The 18,193-nt window shown below is 52.4% G+C and carries 18 protein-coding genes and 2 pseudogenes; 2 read left to right on the top strand and 18 right to left on the bottom strand.

Annotation, left to right across the window (positions count from 1 at the left end):
• Positions 1 to 6: 6 nt before the first annotated feature.
• The 4 genes and pseudogenes from M3223_RS05585 to M3223_RS24440 form a co-directional block, all read right to left on the bottom strand.
• Positions 7 to 951 carry an NAD-dependent epimerase/dehydratase family protein gene (locus M3223_RS05585; protein ID WP_251559901.1) on the bottom strand — a complete coding sequence of 315 codons (945 nt, stop codon included), beginning with the start codon at positions 949 to 951 and terminating at the stop codon, positions 7 to 9.
• Complete coding sequence (locus tag M3223_RS05580) at positions 948 to 2,231, bottom strand: UDP-glucose dehydrogenase family protein (RefSeq protein ID WP_251559899.1); 1,284 nt, start codon at positions 2,229 to 2,231, stop codon at positions 948 to 950. The genes M3223_RS05585 and M3223_RS05580 overlap by 4 nt, the downstream gene beginning before the upstream one ends.
• Before the next feature lie 200 nt (positions 2,232 to 2,431).
• Positions 2,432 to 4,441: a methyl-accepting chemotaxis protein gene (locus M3223_RS05575; protein ID WP_251559897.1), complete on the bottom strand. Its 2,010-nt coding sequence runs from the start codon at positions 4,439 to 4,441 to the stop codon at positions 2,432 to 2,434.
• A 188-nt stretch (positions 4,442 to 4,629) separates the two neighbouring features.
• A pseudogene (locus tag M3223_RS24440) lies at positions 4,630 to 4,776 on the bottom strand (hypothetical protein); the annotation flags it as partial.
• 181 nt (positions 4,777 to 4,957) lie between these two features.
• Between M3223_RS24440 and M3223_RS24635 the strand changes: the two are divergent.
• A pseudogene (locus M3223_RS24635) lies at positions 4,958 to 5,119 on the top strand (IS30 family transposase); the annotation flags it as partial.
• Between the two features lie 188 nt (positions 5,120 to 5,307).
• Here the strand turns inward: M3223_RS24635 and M3223_RS05570 are convergent.
• The 13 genes from M3223_RS05570 to M3223_RS05510 form a co-directional block, all read right to left on the bottom strand.
• Positions 5,308 to 5,754, bottom strand: coding sequence for an NUDIX hydrolase (locus M3223_RS05570; RefSeq protein ID WP_251559895.1), 447 nt, complete (start codon positions 5,752 to 5,754; stop codon positions 5,308 to 5,310).
• Positions 5,755 to 6,266: 512 nt separating this feature from the next.
• The gene (locus M3223_RS05565) at positions 6,267 to 6,860 is read right to left on the bottom strand and encodes a class I SAM-dependent methyltransferase (RefSeq protein ID WP_251559892.1); all 594 of its coding nucleotides are present in this window, start codon (positions 6,858 to 6,860) and stop codon (positions 6,267 to 6,269) included.
• Positions 6,861 to 7,382: 522 nt separating this feature from the next.
• The gene (locus M3223_RS05560) at positions 7,383 to 8,312 is read right to left on the bottom strand and encodes a 5'-3' exonuclease (protein WP_285891157.1); all 930 of its coding nucleotides are present in this window, start codon (positions 8,310 to 8,312) and stop codon (positions 7,383 to 7,385) included.
• A 2-nt stretch (positions 8,313 to 8,314) separates the two neighbouring features.
• Complete coding sequence (locus M3223_RS05555) at positions 8,315 to 9,523, bottom strand: aminotransferase class I/II-fold pyridoxal phosphate-dependent enzyme (protein ID WP_251559889.1); 1,209 nt, start codon at positions 9,521 to 9,523, stop codon at positions 8,315 to 8,317.
• A complete protein-coding gene (locus M3223_RS05550) occupies positions 9,516 to 9,881 on the bottom strand; it encodes an arsenate reductase family protein (RefSeq protein WP_251559887.1) in 366 nt (121 codons plus the stop codon). The genes M3223_RS05555 and M3223_RS05550 overlap by 8 nt, the downstream gene beginning before the upstream one ends.
• Positions 9,882 to 10,086: 205 nt before the next feature.
• Positions 10,087 to 11,076 (bottom strand): RluA family pseudouridine synthase, encoded by a 990-nt coding sequence (locus M3223_RS05545; RefSeq protein WP_251559885.1) that lies wholly within the window; start codon positions 11,074 to 11,076, stop codon positions 10,087 to 10,089.
• Positions 11,063 to 11,635 carry a cob(I)yrinic acid a,c-diamide adenosyltransferase gene (locus M3223_RS05540; RefSeq protein ID WP_251560986.1) on the bottom strand — a complete coding sequence of 191 codons (573 nt, stop codon included), beginning with the start codon at positions 11,633 to 11,635 and terminating at the stop codon, positions 11,063 to 11,065. Before M3223_RS05540 ends, M3223_RS05545 begins: the two co-directional genes overlap by 14 nt.
• 178 nt (positions 11,636 to 11,813) lie before the next feature.
• Entirely contained in the window at positions 11,814 to 12,044 is a 231-nt protein-coding gene (locus tag M3223_RS05535; RefSeq protein WP_251559883.1) for an aspartyl-phosphate phosphatase Spo0E family protein, read from the bottom strand.
• A gap of 151 nt (positions 12,045 to 12,195) precedes the next feature.
• Positions 12,196 to 13,392 (bottom strand): aminotransferase class I/II-fold pyridoxal phosphate-dependent enzyme, encoded by a 1,197-nt coding sequence (locus M3223_RS05530; protein ID WP_285891156.1) that lies wholly within the window; start codon positions 13,390 to 13,392, stop codon positions 12,196 to 12,198.
• A 15-nt stretch (positions 13,393 to 13,407) separates the two neighbouring features.
• Positions 13,408 to 13,908, bottom strand: a complete 501-nt coding sequence (locus M3223_RS05525; protein ID WP_251560984.1) for an Lrp/AsnC family transcriptional regulator — start codon at positions 13,906 to 13,908, stop codon at positions 13,408 to 13,410.
• Between the two features lie 230 nt (positions 13,909 to 14,138).
• Entirely contained in the window at positions 14,139 to 14,531 is a 393-nt protein-coding gene (locus tag M3223_RS05520; RefSeq protein WP_251559880.1) for a spore coat protein, read from the bottom strand.
• Positions 14,532 to 14,556: 25 nt separating this feature from the next.
• On the bottom strand, positions 14,557 to 14,781 hold the full coding sequence (locus M3223_RS05515) for a hypothetical protein (RefSeq protein ID WP_251559878.1): 225 nt from the start codon (positions 14,779 to 14,781) through the stop codon (positions 14,557 to 14,559).
• A gap of 100 nt (positions 14,782 to 14,881) precedes the next feature.
• On the bottom strand, positions 14,882 to 15,556 hold the full coding sequence (locus M3223_RS05510; protein WP_251559876.1) for a hypothetical protein: 675 nt from the start codon (positions 15,554 to 15,556) through the stop codon (positions 14,882 to 14,884).
• 220 nt (positions 15,557 to 15,776) lie between these two features.
• On the opposite strand from M3223_RS05510, the gene M3223_RS05505 reads away from it, so the two are divergent.
• On the top strand, positions 15,777 to 16,892 hold the full coding sequence (locus M3223_RS05505; protein WP_251559874.1) for a CotH kinase family protein: 1,116 nt from the start codon (positions 15,777 to 15,779) through the stop codon (positions 16,890 to 16,892).
• Positions 16,893 to 16,919: 27 nt separating this feature from the next.
• On the opposite strand, the gene M3223_RS05500 is transcribed toward M3223_RS05505, so the two are convergent.
• The gene (locus M3223_RS05500) at positions 16,920 to 18,158 is read right to left on the bottom strand and encodes an MFS transporter (RefSeq protein ID WP_251559872.1); all 1,239 of its coding nucleotides are present in this window, start codon (positions 18,156 to 18,158) and stop codon (positions 16,920 to 16,922) included.
• Positions 18,159 to 18,193 lie beyond the last annotated feature (35 nt).

Below are 18,193 nucleotides of genomic sequence, written 5' to 3'. Positions count from 1 at the left end.
TTATTGTCAGCTGTACAGCTTCTTCAAATCGTCAAGCTCCAAGGACAGCCCCTGCTGGAGTGTTACCTGCGGCTTGTAGCCAAGCAGCGAATGCGCTTTGGAAATATCCGCCCAAGTATGCTTCGGCTCCCCGCGCGCGCTGCCTGTATACACAACGTTGGCCTTCGTGCCCGTCAGCTTCTCCAGCATTCCGATAATCTCGTTCACCGACGCCCGCTGCGCGCCTCCGATATTGATCGTTTCCCCGATTAAACCCGGCTGCAGCGCCGCTGCGGCAGTGCCCCGGACACAGTCCAGAACGTACGTAAAATCCCGGGTCTGCGTACCGTCTCCGTAAATGCGGAGCGGCTCTCCCGCCAGCATGTGACGGATAAACAAATGAAAAGCCATATCGGATCTCTGGCGCGGGCCGTAAACCGTGAAAAAGCGCAGCACAACAGCAGGAATGCCGTCGCTCAGCCGGTATACCCGGCACAGCTGCTCCCCGGTCTGCTTCGTGACGCCGTAAGGCGAGAGCGGTTTAAGCACGGCTTCCTCGGAGACCGGGCCGGATTTTTCGCCGTAAACCGACGAGGTGGAAGCAAATACAACCTTCTGAACCGCTGTGCCCGCACAAGCCTCCAGCAGCCGCTGCGTGGCCATAATGTTCCCGTCGATATAATCGATGAACGAGCTGCCGAAGCTGGATCTGACGCCGGGAATGCCGGCAAGATGACAGACAATATCCGCATCTGCGAGAACCGGAGCCCAATCGATCTGAAGCAGATTGGCCTTCATGAAGGAAAAGCGGGGATGGTCCAGAAAGAGCTCCATATTACGGGTGTCGATCTGCCGAAATTCCTCACGCACCATTCCGTCGATGCCAACAACCTCATGTCCGGTATGCTGGAGGAAAAATTCGCATAGATGAGAACCGATAAAACCGGCCGCGCCGGTTACGACGATTTTCATAAACGTCCCACCCCGACATATCGCAAGCCAGCAGCTTCAACCGCAGCGGAATTAAGACGGTTACGGCCGTCCAGCACAATATCGCCCCTCATTCCCGCAGACACCTGCTGCCAATCGGCGCTAAGAAATTCCTCCCAGCCTGTCGCCAGCACAAGCGCGTCGGCTTCCTGAACTGCGTCATAAAGAGACTCTGCCCAGGACACGCCGGCAATTTCAGGGGAAACGAGCGGATCATAAGCCTTTACTTTCCAGCCCTCTCGCACAAGCTTTTTGATGAACACTATAGCCTGAGAATTCCGGATATCGTCGGTGTTTTCTTTGAAGGCAGCTCCCCATACCGCAATGAGCGGCTGACCGGTCGCTTCGCCCATAGCCTGCTTCAGCTTATGCACATATAAATTAGGTTGTGCCCGGTTCACCGCGCGGGCGGCGCGCAAGATCTGTAGCTTGACACCCTTTTGGCCGGCGGCATGCCGGAGCGCATCCAGGTCCTTTGGCAGACAAGATCCCCCATAGCCAAGTCCCGCCTGCAAAAACCTGTGGCCGATCCGCTGATCCAGACCTATTCCTTTCGCCACCTTAGTCACATCGGCTCCGAATGCCTCGCATACTTGCGCAATTTCATTAATGAACGAGATTTTGGCAGCGAGAAAGGCATTGGAGGCGTATTTGATCAATTCTGCGCCGACCCGGTCGGTGATGACATATTCGGTCTCGATGTTTCTGTACAATGCCCTCACAGCATCGGAAGCTTCTTTCCGGTTCGAGCCAATTACGATTCGATCGGGCTGCAGCGTATCGATCAGAGCCGTTCCCTCCCGCAAAAACTCCGGGTTGGAAACAACATCAAAGCTTTCTGCCGGAACGCCGTATTCCAGCAGCCTGCTTTCAATCCAATCCCCTGTTCCCGGCGGCACGGTGCTTTTCACCATAATCAGCTTGTAGGAATGAATTGAAGCCGCAATATCCGCAACAGCCGCTTCGAGGAAGCTCATATCTGCGCTTCCGTCCCTGCGCGAAGGAGTGCCGACCGCCAGAATAACCGCCGGACTTTCGGCGATACTGGAGCGAATATCCGTGCCAAAGCTCAGCAGCCTCTTTTTGATCGCCCTTGATGTCCAGTCCTTAAGCCCAGGCTCGTAGATCGGCATGCCGCCTTCGTTCAAATTGGCAATTTTGCTGGCGACCCGGTCTATGCAGCGGACGTTATGCCCTAGCTCCGCCAATACGGCGGCTGTCGTTAACCCGACATACCCGGCGCCGACGACACAAATATTCATCTGGCAGTTCCCCTTATTCCGTAACAGTGAGTAGCAACGTTATAGACTATGTCAGCAGCCTATCCGCCGTCCCTGGGTAACGCCAAAACTGTACATATGCCTAGAGCCGAGGACAAGTGATATAGAAACAAAACAGCCTTTGTCCCATGGAGGCTCAGGACAAAGGCTGTTGATAGAAATTGTTAGAGTTGGCGTGCACCTTACCGCTTAATCTGCTGTACCGTCTTCTGCAGATCCCGGGTCATTGCATCCAGCGTATCGGCTTCCGTGCGCAGCTGCCGGAACTGCTCCGACGATTTTTTCGCCGATTTCACAATCAAGGCGGAAAACTCAGCGTTGCTGCTGGCGATTTCGCTCGTTTCCAGCATGCCGGCGGATATTTGTTCCGAGCTTGCCAGCAGCTGTTCCGAGGCCGCGCTAACTTCTTCGATTTGCCCGGACACCTGCTGAAAGCCGCGGACGATCGTCAAAAACATCTCATTCGCCTCGCTGGCCGAAGCTGATCCGATCTTAATCTTTTGGCCAACTTGTTCCATCGCATGAACAGACGATGCTGCCGCAGCCTCGATGCTGCGAATGAGCTCGCCGATAATTTGGACGGATTGCGACGTCTGTCCGGAAAGCTTGCGAATCTCTTCCGCAACAACCGAAAACCCTCTTCCATGCTCGCCAGCTCTTGCAGCTTCAATGGAAGCGTTCAGTGCAAGCAGATGGGTCTGGCTTGAAATACCGCTAATTGTTTGAACAATTTCGTCAATCTGCAGCATCGAATCATTCAACGAATGGACAGCGGAAGCCGATTGCTCAGCCGAAGCCTCAATTGCTCGCATCTGCTCCGTCATGCCGCCCATAACCGAGATGCCTGTCTCCGCCGATTCCGACGAGTGCTGGGCCACCCCGAGAATATCCGTCGAGGATTCCGAAATCCGCTGAATGCCCTCTACCATTTCTTGAATCGATAGAGCCGTCTCTTGCGTGCTGCGCATTTGCCGCTCGGCCCCGCTCGACACTTCAGACAGATGCCCGATTGTTGTTTCGCTCGCCTGCAGGGAATGATCAAAGGTCGTTTTAAATTCACCCGTTGTTTGCCCCAGCTTTGCTGTCACGTTCCCCACATTCACATTGATCTGTTCCAGCAAGCCGTGCAGATTGGAGCGCATTTCCTCAAAGGAACGGCCCAGTTGGCCAACCTCATCCGAACGGTTTTGCACCTTTTCCGGAACGCCTGTTTTTAAGCCCGTTTTCTCCGATTCCTGTATCGAACGGGTCAGCGTTACAATCGGCCGAATGACTCCAAAATGAATCTGAATTGTGTAGAACAGAAGCATAAGAACAATAATGGCAACCATGATAATGACAAATTGAAGCAATCCGTTTTTAATGGCGCCATTGTTCGTCACATCCTGATCCAGCAGCAGCACCGCAGCGGTTTTTCCCTCCGCATCCTTGAGCTCCGAATACAGCCTGGACCGATTTTCGGCGTCGCTTCTCTCAAATACTTGAATCGGCTCGCCGCCGCTTCCCAGCTTTCCGGCAACAGGAGCAAAGTTGGTCGGCCCTATTCCTTCTACAGAAGAAATAACGTTACCATTCAAATCCTGTATGGCTGCTTTAACTTTAAAAATCTGGTCGATCTGCTGAATCACATTGCCCTTTAGATAGGTGCCAAAAACAACATACCCAATTGATTCATCCAGCTTATCGACATCCCTCAGAACATTGACGGCAGCAAACATCGTCATCCCCTTAGAGGTGTGCATCAGGCCGCCGAGCGCAGGTTTTTCTTTTAGTTGAGCAGGAATAAAAGAAGACTGGAATTCCGTAAGTTCTTCCGAGGAGGATGAGATCAGCTTGCCAGAAGCGTCATACACCTGTGTAAAATGAATATTTTCGATTAAATCCGGAACGGTATTCACATTCTCTTCGACAAACGCCTTGTCCCTCCGCTGAACAGCCTCATAGAGCGCTCCCCAGACCGCGTAAGACTTCGTAGAGGCAATCAGCTGATTGGATTGCTCGGCCAAATACCTGTCTACCGATGCCTTCATATCCAGTAAATTTTGCCGCTCCATCTCGTTGATTCGGGAGGAGGTCCCCGTGAATGAAATATACTGGGCGATCATCAGCGGTATTCCGAGATACAGTACGGTCAGCAAAGCAATTCTCTTCAGGAGCGACCAGCGCATCCTTTTCCCTATTAGTTGTTTCATTTTCGCGTCACCTCATCCAACTGGTGCAATACATGGCCTTGCTTTTTATTTATCGGAATTTCCCCCTCTTTAAATTAAAAAAGATTGCCGGTTGGCAATCTTGATTTCGAATCTTAGTGGGAAGGCTGTCGTCCGTTGAATCACTCTCAGCTAAAAATCATCGATTTAGAGCCTATCCCAAAATAAAATCAGAGAGCATGAACAGGGATTATTTTTCTCCAGAAAATGAGAGCGCAGGCGAAGTGAAGCAGCCCTAAATAGTTTCGAGCCTTCTTTTCAAAACGAACCAGTATTTTACGGAATTGATTGAGCCATGAAAATAACACTTCCACGACCCAGCGACGAGGGTGTTTGCCTTCTTATATCTCTTACTTTCATCACCTCGTGAGCGAATGTGAGGGATAAAGCCGTGGTCGATGACCTGCTGATGGGCTGTTTCCCCTTGATAGCCTGCATCCGCACACAAATGAGGTTGTGGCGTCGTTGTCCGGGGCCGTTCCAACGAGAATGCCATATGGATTGCTGCGCGAGTTCTACCCCAAAGGATTTGATTTCGCAACTATTTGTGATGAGGGATTGGATGGGGCAATTTACCTGATCAAGAATCACCCTCGAAAAGTTTTGAACTGGAAATCAGCACATGATTCTTTCATGAACGAAGTGTTGCACTTGGCTTGACAATCCGCCATATATTTAAGTTAACAATATATGTCTAAACCCATGCTTCATGCTTTGGTGAAGTCCAACGCATCTCAGCTTATGAAAAACAAGTTATAGACTGAACATTACAAATGAGACAGCGGCAGACCAAGACTGAAAAATAAAGTCTTAGACTGCCGCTGTCTCATTAAAACTAACGTCTCCCGTTAGCGCAATAGATATTGCTTTATTATGGGTAAGTCTGGGGGATTAATTTCAGGCGGAATTTCCTTAGGATCATAAAAGCATAATTCTAAGACTTCATCTCCGTCTTTTTCTAAAGTGCCACTATAATCATTACATACATAAGCTGTCACAACGTTATACACTTCGTCACCATGAGGATATTTATAATAAAACTCATTGCCTGAAAACACATTAAACAACGTCAACGAGTTGGCGATTAAACCTGTTTCTTCAATTAGTTCTCTTTTAGCTACATCTGTGAGATTCTCTCCTGGCTCTAATGAACCGCCTGGTAGCCCCCACAAACCATTGTCGGTTCTACGTTGTAATAGTAATCGATTCTTAGCGTCGGTGAGTAAAACACATGCACCTGCCATGATTATCGGGCTAGTGCCTATAAGCCCTCTAAGTTCCATCATATATCCCAAATTGATCAACCCTCCAAATGTCATATACGACTGTTACGTTGCTATGAACATTTTTGTCAAACGTCCCGTATTTCCTCGAAAAACAAGCCTTTGCCGAAGCCCTAGGCGCGGGAGCAAATAAGCGAGCGACGGTTGGCACGCTGCTATCCGTGGGTTGGGTACCACACATTATGCCTGCGTCAGGAAGAGCTTAGGCGAGCTAAAACCGCACGTCCAGTCTTCCAAACCAGTTTTTCTTTAATAAACCTACACTGAATACCTTATTTTCATTATCTCCATAAATGAGAAGCACACGATTTTAAGTTATCTGCAAGTCATAAATTACATCTAATGTAATATTGGCACTTTTAGCAGCCTCTTCAATTGATGGTGAGTAATTATTTATAAATTCAGATTTTAAATACACGATTACAGATACTAGGACAGCAAAAATCAGGATAAATGCAATAAACGGTTTACGCAATATTTCACCTCTTTCAAGGGTTTCAGCTAACGTCTCCCAGTTAGCGTAATTATTTTTTGATTTTACAAATGAAGAAAGGGTACTCAGGAAAAGCTTCGTACAAATTCTTTTGTTCTAACTGATAATTCGTTTGTTTCAGGTATTCTTCTAACAACTCTAACGAAGAGTATTTTAAGTTAGCCATAAACATAAGGTATCCACTGGTATTTAATAAACTAAAACACGAATCTAAACACCTCTCTAAGTCACCAGTCTCGTTGATCGCAGAGCCTATTAAGGTAACAATATCAAATTTTTCTTTAGGTAAGTCAGAATCGAAAATACTTTTACACAACACTTTAGAAGGATTAGGATGACCTTCCCGTTGTTGTCTATAAGCGAATATTTCGCAAATTTCGTTGTTAATATCAATACTTGTTATGTTTCCTTTGCCTTTTAGCCAATATCCGAGGTAATCATCCCAATCTCCTGTTCCAATCCCAACATTACAAACCTGAATTCCATCAGTAACTGTAAATGTTCTTCTTACGTAATCCCTTGTTATCAATTCTGTATGTATGCATTGTGGGGATGAGTTCCATTCGCCAGCTTCAGGACTTTTAAGTTCAAGGTAATAGTTAAATAATTTTTCGTCCATATTCATTGAAGAATGCTCTCCATTTGTGTCCTATTTACAAATTAGAATTCGGGACATTCCCTAAATATCCTTCCAGATTATTCAAAGTAACCTGCCCGCTAGCTTAACGCCGCCGCTGCCAGTCTAGAACTTTATTTTCCTAGTCTAACACTTTATTTTCATCAGATACCCTGAGTCGCTTTTCCTTTTTATGCTGCTCGGTGCCGGCAGATTAACGATGATTTAATTCAATTCTCTTAAGAATTCGCCTTTATTTTTTTGATGTGCTGCATCTCAAATTTTGAGAAAGGGGATACATAATTTGATAGGCAAATATTCGTTTTTCAATCTTGACGGAGTACTTCTCAAAATTTGAGACGACTATGAACATCGGATTTTGAAGGTAACTGCAAGATTAATGTCAAGGCCTCTACAACCAAAAAACGGCCTCTATCCAATGAACCTTGGATGGGCCGTTTACGTTATTTATCTTGTTTTCGTGACGAAAAGTGGTGGAATTGGGGAATAGTCACACTTGTTCAACTTTAATCAGCTAATCAAACTCATCAGGCTGCGGAACTCCAGCTCCTCGAATTTGCGCTCCACGGCATGGCGGTCCACTGCCCAGCAGCATTCATGCATCGCCAGCAGCACCGGCGTTTCGCAGTTGATCGTCGCCAATCTTCGCGAGAGATGCAGCATGTCGAGATCAGCTTCAATCTTGGCGCGGACCGACTTGGACAGGGCGTCCAGATTCGCCAAAATGCCTTCGACGGAGCCGTATTCCTGAACGAGCTTCATAGCGGTTTTTTCCCCGATCCCTTTTACGCCGGGATAGTTGTCGCTCGCGTCGCCCATCAGGCCCTTGACGTCAATGATCTGCGGCGGCGTCAACCCGCGCTCCTCCATCAGGCTTTCCGGCGTATAAACCATATAGTTGCCGTGGCCTTTTTTCATAATGACGACCGAAATCCGCTCATCTACCAGCTGAAGCAGATCATGATCCCCGGTCAGCACATACACCTCATGCTCCTGGCCGTGCAGCCGCGCCAGCGTGCCGATGCAGTCATCGGCCTCATAACCCGGAGCTCCAATATTGGGCACGCCAAAGCTGGCCACAACCTCCTTGACCAGATCAAACTGCGGAATCAAATCGTCCGGCGCGTCGGGACGGTTAGCCTTGTAAAGCGAAAACTCCTCCGTGCGGAATGTGCCGCTTCCCAGATCCCAGCAGCAAGCGACATGCGTCGGCTGAAACTTGCGGACGGCATCCATGAAATAACGGACAAAGCCATGCACGGCGTTAACCGGCAAGCCGGAGCTGGTGCGCCGAACGCTGCCGCCATATGCAGTCGCAAAATAGGCGCGGAAAAGAATAGCCATGCCATCCACGAGCAGCAGACGAGAACGCTCCGGCAGCTCCGCCTCTCCAGCCGGCTGCGGGCGTTTCTCCTCCTCGTTCCAGGTAAACAGATCCATCCCTATCCCTCTCCTCTCCAAAATGCAGGCAGCCAGCGGGCAATCCGCTCTGCCGCTTCAACAAGCCTGTCCTGCTCCTCAACGATTGCAATTCGCACATAGCCTTCGCCTTCGCTGCCAAATGCATCGCCCGGCACAACCGCCACGCCCGTAGCGGCCAGCAGCCGCTCCGCGAAGGAACGGCTGCTGCAGCGTTCTCCCTGCTGCGGCTGCGGCACCGGCGCCCAGAGGAACATGGCAGCCGCCGGTGCGGACACCGGCCAGCCCGCTTCGCCGAGCGCCTGCACAAAAGCATTCCTTCTGCTTTCGTATATGCTCCCGAAGCCGGAATAACCGGGCTCCATCGCTTCCGTCAGCGCCGCGACAGCCGCCTCCTGAACGGCTCCGAACACGCCGTAATCAATGTTGGCTTTCAGGCTGCGCAGTGCCCCAACTGCTTCCGCATTGCCGGCGATGTAGCCGATTCGGCATCCGGCCATATGAAAGCTTTTGGACATCGAATGGAACTCTACCGCGATGCCCTTCGCTCCGGGAAGAGCAAGCACACTTTCGGGACGGTACCCGTCATAGCCCATTTCCGAGTAGGCCAGATCATGGACAAGCAGCGTGTTATGCTTGCGGCATTTATCGAGCAAGCGGACTAGAAGCTCGCGGCTGGAAGCGGCGCCGACGGGATTGCCCGGCAGTCCCAATAGCACAAAACGGGCCTCGTCCCAGACTTCGTCCGGCAGGCTGTCCGGGTCCGGCAAAAAGCCGTTTTCCGGGCGCAGCTTCATGTAGACCGGCTCAACTCCGGCAACGGCAAGCGCCGCTGCATAAACGGGATAACCCGGGTCCGGCACAATCGCATTGTCGCCGGGATTGCACAGTGCAAGCGCGAGATGGGCAAGGCCGTCCTGAGAGCCCATGAGCGTAGCCAGCTCATGATGGGGATCGATGTCGGCCCCGAAGCGAAAGCTCATCCACTCCGCTGCCTTGCGGCGAAACATATCGCTGCCATGTGAAGACGGATAGCGATAAGAACCCGGGCGCAAAGCCGCCTCGCTAAGAGCCCGCATAACCCGTTCGCTTGGCGGCAAATCCGGACTGCCGATGCTCAAATCAATGACATCCAAACCGGCAGCGGACGCTTTGTCCCGCCACTCCGCCACCTCGGCGAAAATAGAAGAACCGAGCCTGGCCAGCTTGTCCGCTCCTAAACGGTCAGCCATGCCATACCTTCCCGTATTCCTCCGGCTTGTAACCAATGGTCGCTGCGCTGCCGTCCGAGACGATCGGCCGCTTGAGCAGCCTGCCGTTGGAGGCAAGCAGCTCCAGCTGCTCCTGCTCGCTCATGTCAGTAAGTTTGTCCTTCAGGTTCATTTCCTTGTACACCTCGCCCGAGGTGTTAAAGAACTTTTTGAGCGGAAGACCGCTTTGCTCCAGCAGCTCGCGCAGATGCTCCACAGACGGCGGCTCTTCAAACACCGGGATGCGGTTAAGCTCGCGTCCCATCCCTTCCAAATCTTTAATCGCTTTGCGGCAGGTCCCGCATTTGCTGTATTCATATATGGTTAGCGGCTTGCTCAACTGCGTCCACTTCCTTTGTGTCGTAAATGCTATTAAGCCATTGAAAATTAATTCGCTGCGCCAAAGCCCGGCCCTACGATCGCTGTTGAACTCAGATTTCCCTCAATTTATTCTCTCAGAAAGGTAGAAATCCGACTTCAAAGGCGAACGCTGGCGCTTCTACGGGCTCAGCCTTTGGCTTCGCTCCATTTTCAACTGTTAAATCCTACTCCCCGCGCAAAAGCGTCTCCAGCGCCGCCAGGTCGGGCGGAAGAGGAGCCGAAAAGCTCATTTCCTCGCCCGTCATCGGATGCTGGAAGCTGAGCCGCTCGGCATGCAGCGCCTGCCGTCCGGCTGCGCGCTCCCAGTCCTCGCGGCCGGAGCCGTTTGCTGCTGGGCCGTACATCCGGTCCCCGATCAACGAACAGCCGATCCAGCCCATATGGACACGAATCTGATGCGTCCGGCCGGTTTCCAGCCTCAGCCTGAGCTTGCAGGCGCCTCCACCGCCGTAAACATCCGCCGTCTCGTACAGCGTTGCGGAAGGGTAACCAACTGGCGTCACGATCCGGTAATGCGGCGCATCCGGGTCGCGGTCAATTGGAGCGTCCACCCGTCCGGACGGGATGACTGGGGCGCCGTATGCAAACGCCAAATACCCTTTGCGAATGCGGCCGTCGCTATGCTGCTCCGACAGCTGCTGATGGACGTACGGATTTTTGGCGATCAGCACAAGGCCCGACGTGTCCTCGTCCAGCCGATGGACGGGCCGGAAACGCACGTTTTCGCCCTGCTGCTGCCAATGATGCACAATCGCGTTGGCAAGCGTGCCCGTATAATGCCCATGGGTCGGATGCACGACCATGCCAGACGGTTTATGGGCAAGCAGCAGCCACTTGTCCTCAAATACAATCTCAAGCGGCAGCGGCTGCGCCAAAATATCGTCGGAGCGCTCCTGCTCCATGCGAATTTCGCAAATATCGCCAGCCGAAACAGGGTCTCCGGAATACGCCCGCACCCCGTTAATCATTAGCCCTTTATCCGTAAGCTTGAGCCGCGAGAGCAGCTTGCGCGAAACGCCGAGACGGCGCTCCAGCAGCTTGGACAGCCGCCAGCCATGCTCCAGCTCGCCGGCAGTCACCGCAATCGGTTCATAGTAGCCAAGGGGCGGCACGGTTCCTTGCACATACCTTGGATCGGTTTTAGCGGTCGCCACGAAAAACATCCGCTCCCCGCACGTATTCCGTATCCGGTTGTCCCGCTCTGGCATTCGCAGCCCGCGAAGCGGCAAAATAAAAATCGGACAACCGGTTCAAATACCGCAGCACAGCCGGATTAATCTCCTTTAGCGCGCCAAGAGTCACCGTCCGGCGCTCCGCACGGCGGCAAATCGTCCGGCAAAGATGCAGTGAAGAAGCAAGCGCAGTTCCTCCCGGCAAAATAAACCGTTTGATCGGCGGCGCTTCTCCGTCCATCTCGTCGATCCAGCCCTCCAGCCGCTGCACCATAACCTCGCTCACCTTGAGCTGTTCCGGCCGGGGATCGGCATAACTGAGGTCGGAGCCGCAGTCGAACAGCTCATGCTGAATCTCTTCCAGCATCGGAGCAAGCTCCGCAGCGGACGGATCGGCAAGAGCTGCAGCCCGGGCAGCTCCCGTAAAAGCGTTTAGTTCATCTATTGTACCGTAAGCCTCGACCTGCGCATCGTCCTTGCCGACACGACCGCCGATGAGAGAGGTCTGACCGGCATCGCCAGTTCGCGTATACAGCTTCATCATCCGTCACATCCCGTCTATCTTAACTAGAGACTCAATTATACCATATTCGCTTTCTGATATTATCTCTGCCAGAACATAGAAAACGGCTCCGCCCGGACGGCTGCCAAAGGCAGCTGCGGGAGAAGCCGTTCTCTTCATCATCCTATCCGCTTGCTCTAGCGGCAGCGAGAAACTGCTAGGTTAAGCGGTGATGCAAAAACTCGTTAATTTTAATATCCAGCTTCTGGCTCATCGAAAGAAGAAGCTCCGACTGAAAACCCGATCCTTGCTCAAAGGTCTGCTCCATCTCTTTGCGAAGGGCGTCGATCTCCTCCGCCAGACCTTGCAGGAAAGGGGTCCAGCTGACTGCCGATACTGACTTGGGCTCCGCTTCATCAACAACATTGGTCTTCATCCCTGTCGTCATACGGCATCCCTCCCGGTCCATCTCGGCTGCAGAAACATTGTTAAGTGCACTGTAGCGGAAAATAAATAATTAATTACTGGAAAGTCACATTCATTATACCAAATGAAACCTATATTGCCTACCGTGTTACAGGGATCTTTATACAATTTCTTCATTTTTTTAGCTTATGAACAAATGCTCCTATACGTTCCATAGCTTCGGTTAACTGGGAAACGGACGTCGCGTAGGAGCATCTCAGATGCCCTTCGCCGCCAAGACCGAACACATTGCCCGGCACTGCCGCAACGCCGTGTTCCTGAACGAGCCGCTCGGCGAACTCCTCCGAGCTCAGTCCCGTGCCTGCAATAGACGGGAACGCATAAAATGCTCCCTGCGGCTCGTGGCATTCCAGCCCGACTTCCCGCAATCCGCTTACGACGAGCCTGCGCCGCTGGTTGTAAGAATCCATCATGCGATGCATCTCATCGATGCCGTTCGTGAGCGCTTCGTATGCAGCAACTTGAGCCATATTGGACGCGCACATAACGGTGTATTGATGAATTTTGAGCATGGCCGATATGAGCTCATGATGGCCGCAAGCGTATCCGATCCGCCATCCGGTCATCGCAAACGCCTTGGAAAAACCACTGACGAGAATGGTGCGGTCCTTCATGCCCGGCATCGAGGCAAAGCTGACATGTTTGGTACCATACGTAAGCTCGGCGTAAATCTCGTCGGAAATGACGATCAGATCGTTTTCCTCGACGATTTTGGCGATCGGCAGCCAGTCCTCGCGCGTCATAATGCCGCCGGTCGGATTGCTTGGGTAGCTCAGCACGAGCACTTTGGAACGCGGCGTAATCGCTGCTTTCAGCGATTCCGGCTTCAGCTTGAAAGCATCGCGCGCAAACGTCTCGATGCCGACGGGTACTCCTCCCGACAGCGCTGTAATGGGAGAATAGGAAATATAACTCGGTTCGGGAATCAGAATCTCGTCTCCTGGCGTAATGAGTACGCGGAGCGCCAGGTCGATCGCTTCGCTGCCCCCTACCGTTACGAGAATCTCTTTGCCGGGATCATAATCAATATCAAAGCTGTCGCTCAAATACTGCCCGATTGCGCCGCGCAGCTCCGGCGTTCCTGCGTTCGACGTATATTGGGTTTTGCCCGCCTCCAGCGCCGCCACGCAGGCGTCTCTTACATGCCAAGGGGTGACAAAGTCCGGCTCGCCCACGCCGAGCGTAATGACATCCTTGCGGCTGCTGGCCAGATCGAAAAACCGGCGGATGCCGGAAGGTTTAATCGCCCGCACCTGCGGGGACAAATAATCGGACATGCTGCGCACAGTAAATTCCTTAGATAGACTCATGTCGGCTCACCCACATTATGGCGTAACCAGCAGCCGCTGATCGCCTTCTTTTTCTTCCAGGATAATGCCGTCCTGCTTATATTTCTTCAAAATGAAGAAGGTTTTTGTCGACAGCACGGAGTCGATCGGAGAAAGCTTGCTGGATACAAAATTGGCGACCTCGTTGAGCGTGCGTCCTTCCACTTCAACGAGCAAATCGTAGGCTCCGGACATCAAATAAACGCTCTTTACTTCCGGATACAGGTAAATTCGCTCAGCAATGCCCTCAAAGCCGCGTCCCCGTTCCGGTGTAATTTGAACCTCAATTAACGCGGTTACCTTCTGGTCGTCTACTTTGCTCCAGTTAATTACGGGCGCGTATTTGACGATGACGTGCTCCTGTTCCAGCTCCGCGATCGCTTGCTCCACCTCATTCTGCGGTTGTCCGAGCATTGTTGCGATCAGTTGCGGGCTCCTGCGCGCGTCTTCCTTCAGCAGTTCGAGCACCTTGAGTTTCTTATCATCCATCGTCGTTATAACTCCCTTCCTGAAGCGGTATAAAGAACATTTTACAACGTAAACAAGTTGTTTGGAAAGCGAAATCGGGAAAGGCCGCGCTTCTCCGCGTCCTGCGGGCCGGGCAGCGGGATTCCATCGCCGCTCTCCCTTAAATCCCGCAAAAAAGAGTCTGCTCCCCTATCAAAATTAAACAATGATCTATGTAAGCACAAAAAGCCGGATGCAGGCATCCGGCCCTGTTCTGTCGTTTAGTTGTACATCGGCGATTGCGGTTGCTGCTGGTTTTGCCCCATAAACGGCTGCGCCTGTCCGCTATTCATACCGCTCATCCGCTGCTGAATGAATTGCTGCGTCTGCTGCTGCGTCTGCGTATACGTGCCGATTTGCTTCTGGATCTCCTGACGGAGCACCGGAGAAGAGGTATCGTACATATTGGCCGACTGCATTGCGTTGTAAAGATCGCCCTGCATCTTCAAGCTGCTGTTCATCAAATCCGTGAACATGCTGCGCACATCCGGGCAGGTAGATTCCGTAGCTGCTGTCGCGTATTCACGCACAACACGTTTCAGATCAGAAAGCACCGTGTATGCCCAGTCTGCGTCGGGAAGTTTAGGCAGCTGCATTCCGTTTTGCTGATTCATCGGTTAAGCCTCCTATTCGGTATGGTTAGTTTTGTGGAGCCGTCGGAGCAAGCTGCTGATGCTGGTTGAGCGAATTCATCAGCGTTGTGTAGTTCTGCTGATGGGTTTTAACCATATTGGATAGCAGCTGGCTTAAGCCGGCATCGCTGATGCTCGTGGCCGCACAAGCGCATTGCTTCATTAACAGATCTTCATTGGACATAGAGTCCGCAATGTACTCCAATTCTTTACCGGAAATCGGCTGCAGCATGGATGGTGCCTCCCTGGAAATGAGATTAAGTTGCCAAAGGGTAGGATGCCCAAGGCAGACTCTAATATGTAAGCGGAGAAGCGCTTTCAGCTCCCCAGCATCAAATAAACAGCGCATGAATAGCGGAAACGGGAAGCAGAATCTCCTGTCCGTCCGCCTCCGTCATCGTCATCATTCCATCCTTGGACGGTCCTACAACGCCGGAGCAATCCGGCAATCCGCCGCGGCAAATTACGGCCATTTCGCCTTCAAGCCTTTCCAGCTGCTGCTCAAAATTACGGGCGAGCCCAAGCGTGAGCGGACGAAGAGGAAACTGCTCCTGTCCAAGCCGGTAAGGCGCCGTCCCCGGAAAATAGGGAGATAAGGCCTGCAAATGATGCATCGGAATCAACACAGCGCCATGAAGCGGGGTACAAAATATCGAAAAGTCATTCATGACACCAGCTAAATACCCGTGCAGTACATGCAGCCGTGATAATCGGACCTCGGAATAGCTGCCTTTTACCCCTTGCAGCATTGCACGGTATCCGTTCGGAACTATTTCCGCCTTGTGTGCCTCAGCCAAACCGCTGCCGCTCGCCATCGCTGCCCCATCAGCGGACGGGTATGCTTTTACACCTCTTACCTGGTGCCATGGAATGTAAACGATTCTGCCTTTCGCCCGCTCCCTTACGACAAGCATATCCTTCAAGCGCGCCTCCACTGTCGCTTCCATTTCCCATCCGTCCAATTGAATCATGACCGACCTGCCAAACCAGCTGTTTCCCGCTTCCAACGTTAATCTCCCTCCGAACACCGGCGCATCTCCTGCATCGAGATTTAATGCCGTTTGCCTCCTGATCTGCATGTTCTGCATTGTATGCGGCCTGTCTTCGGCCCGTATGGGGAGATGCCGCCGACGTTTGCACCGCTGCAATTCCGAACCAACCGGGCCCTTGCGGAATATCGTATCGCATAGGCAATCGCCTGGCGAAGAGGGATAGGGGGCGGATACGATGAGAGCCGGACTTCCGGTCAGATCAATTCTCATAAGCGCCGGAAGCCAAGCTGAGCTGGCCAAAGACGCATGGAGCCGTAAATTCGTGCCGATTCAGTTGACGGCCGGAGGAATGACAACCGGGGCGCGCATCCGCTACCGCGGCGGCCATACGAGAGAATATCCGAAAAAATCGTACGAAATTCGGCTCGATAGCGGCCTGGTGCTGCATTTGAATGCAGAATCCGACGATCCCTCAATGATCCGCAACGCTTTGTCATTCCGGTTCATGGAACAGATCGGCGTTCCCGCCCCCCGCACGAGGCACGTTTGGGTCGATATCAACGGCACTCCAATGGGCCTCTATCTTGAAATCGAGGCTGTAAACTCGCGTTTTTTCGCGCTGCGCGACATTCCTTATCAATCGCTTCTCTATGCGGCTAATGACAGCGCCAATTTTGAAGCTACCCATTCCGATACCGGCAGGCGCAAGCGGGATTTTTCAGACGGGTATGAATTTATGGAAGGCGACGGCGATACGCTGCCCCGGCTTTGCGCGTTTATTCGCGGCATTCATCGTCAGAGGGACGATAAGCTTCGCGAGCTGCTTGAGGAGCACATCGATATCCCCGCTTATTTCCGCTGGCTGGCCGGCGTTGTTCTGACAGGGAATTTTGACGGCTTTGAGCAAAATTACGCCCTGTATGAAAATGCCAATGATCGCACTTACGGCATTCTGCCCTGGGACTACGAAGGCACATGGGGCCGCAACTGTTACGGCAAGCCGTGCAAAGCCGATACGGTGCGCATCCAAGGTTACAATGGGTTAACCCGCAGGCTGCTGCAATTTCCGGATTTAAAACGGGATTATGCCCTTTTGCTGGAGCAGCTTCTCGACGAGATTTTTACGGAGGAGCGGCTCGGTCCGGTTATTGATGAGCTTTTTAGCTCACTATCTGCAGCGGTCCGGCTGGATACAAGCCGTTCCGCAACCAAAAGTCTTTTTAGCGGCGAGGCGGATTTCATCCGCGAATTCATGGAGCTCAGGAAGCTGAACGCTTGGCATGAGCTGCAAAAATGGCCCGGCGCTCTTCCCTCAGCCGAAACGCTCCGATCCAGAGCAACGGACTTTTGAAAGTAAATGCTTCCATTCCTTCCAGGTTCAGTTTTTTGTTTTGGTGTTAAGCTTGTTTCGGATCCACCACCAGCCCGCAATCGGAGCTGAGCCTAGCGCAAGCAGCAGCCATGCAAAGCTTCGCTCTCCGGCGGCTGTCCCCGCAGCGATAAACAAAAACGCCCCCGTCCCGGCAAGACGGCCCAGCGTAAGCGCAGCCTCGCGCAGCACTGTCAGCTCGACCCTGTTTTTCACCGCCTCATCGTTGCGTCCCATCAGATCAAACACCGACGAAGTCATCGGAATCATATAAAGCGGCGCAAATAACGAGGTGCCGATGCCAAGCAGCATGAGATTAAAATAGCTCATTCCCCCGAGCAGCGGAGCTACGGCTCCCGCCAGCAACAATGTCCCGGCAAGCATTGCTGTTTTGCGGCGGGAAGGCTTCAGCCAGCGGCCGCATATCCAAAATGCAGCCATCGCGGCAAGTGAAGAAACGAGGTAAAAGGTGCCCACCTTTTGCTCCTCACCGGTTGCGGCATACACCGCCAAACCAAGCACAAATAAAAACACCCCGTCCCGCACGCCTTGCAGCACGATCGCCGGTGAAAATACCCGCCAAGGGCTGCCGCAATCGCGCAGTTCTTGCACAGGAAAGCTCCATTTGTAGCTGCCTTGCGGAGCTCGCTTGCGAATGCCAGCGCTGGTCCAGGCTGCTGCCGTAAACAGGGCTAACGACAGGCTGAAAATAATCGTGTACCCGGAATTGCCCCGGCTCATGCCAATAATAAGACCTGACAAAAAAGGAGCGGCCATGCCGACGGCCGATGCCATCATTCCAGCCATCCCGTTGTAAGCGTCCCGATTGTCTTTTTCCGTGATTTCAAAATAAAGCACATTGTACGCCAGCCAAAAAAAGCCGCTCGCAATTCCGCTCAACAGACCCAGCGGCGCCGCCCAAGCGGCCGCTTTTATACCAAGCAGCAGTACGCATAAATAAAAAATACCCGACAGCGCAAGACCGGCGCGGAGTGAATGAACAAGTCCCTTCTTTTTCACCCATGCTCCAGCGATCCATACGGTAAGTCCGCCAGCAGCGTACTGAAGCAGCGAGTACCAGCCGATTAAAACGTAGGATTGTTGGGCTTTGAACAGATAAACTGGAATGAATACTCCTGATAGCGCATTGGCGCTGTTAAACATCGTAAGCACGGCAAGCAGCAGCAGCGGCTGCCCGCGCAGCGCGCCCATCCGCGAAGGATGGCGGAGCGCTTGTTCGCTTCTCACAGGCGACACCTCCATCGGCACAGGTTGCCCAGAAA

This window comes from Paenibacillus pasadenensis (assembly GCF_023715725.1).
In the GTDB taxonomy this organism is placed as follows: Bacteria; Bacillota; Bacilli; order Paenibacillales; family Paenibacillaceae; genus Paenibacillus_O; species Paenibacillus_O pasadenensis_A.
This window is presented reverse-complemented; position numbering and strand designations above follow the sequence as displayed.

Bases quoted from the DNA above. Each gene is read 5' to 3' on its own strand.
- M3223_RS05515 (WP_251559878.1), bottom strand. From the start codon at position 14,781: ATGCTGCAGCCGATTTCCGGTAAAGAATTGGAGTACATTGCGGACTCT.
- M3223_RS05555 (WP_251559889.1), bottom strand. From the start codon at position 9,523: ATGGCTGACCGTTTAGGAGCGGACAAGCTGGCCAGGCTCGGTTCTTCT.
- M3223_RS05575 (WP_251559897.1), bottom strand. From the start codon at position 4,441: ATGAAACAACTAATAGGGAAAAGGATGCGCTGGTCGCTCCTGAAGAGA.
- M3223_RS05535 (WP_251559883.1), bottom strand. From the start codon at position 12,044: ATGACGACAGGGATGAAGACCAATGTTGTTGATGAAGCGGAGCCCAAG.
- M3223_RS05585 (WP_251559901.1), bottom strand. From the start codon at position 951: ATGAAAATCGTCGTAACCGGCGCGGCCGGTTTTATCGGTTCTCATCTA.
- M3223_RS05560 (WP_285891157.1), bottom strand. From the start codon at position 8,312: ATGGATCTGTTTACCTGGAACGAGGAGGAGAAACGCCCGCAGCCGGCT.
- M3223_RS05520 (WP_251559880.1), bottom strand. From the start codon at position 14,531: ATGAATCAGCAAAACGGAATGCAGCTGCCTAAACTTCCCGACGCAGAC.
- M3223_RS05565 (WP_251559892.1), bottom strand. From the start codon at position 6,860: ATGAATATGGACGAAAAATTATTTAACTATTACCTTGAACTTAAAAGT.
- M3223_RS05580 (WP_251559899.1), bottom strand. From the start codon at position 2,231: ATGAATATTTGTGTCGTCGGCGCCGGGTATGTCGGGTTAACGACAGCC.
- M3223_RS05540 (WP_251560986.1), bottom strand. From the start codon at position 11,635: ATGAAGCTGTATACGCGAACTGGCGATGCCGGTCAGACCTCTCTCATC.
- M3223_RS05505 (WP_251559874.1), top strand. From the start codon at position 15,777: ATGAGAGCCGGACTTCCGGTCAGATCAATTCTCATAAGCGCCGGAAGC.
- M3223_RS05530 (WP_285891156.1), bottom strand. From the start codon at position 13,392: ATGAGTCTATCTAAGGAATTTACTGTGCGCAGCATGTCCGATTATTTG.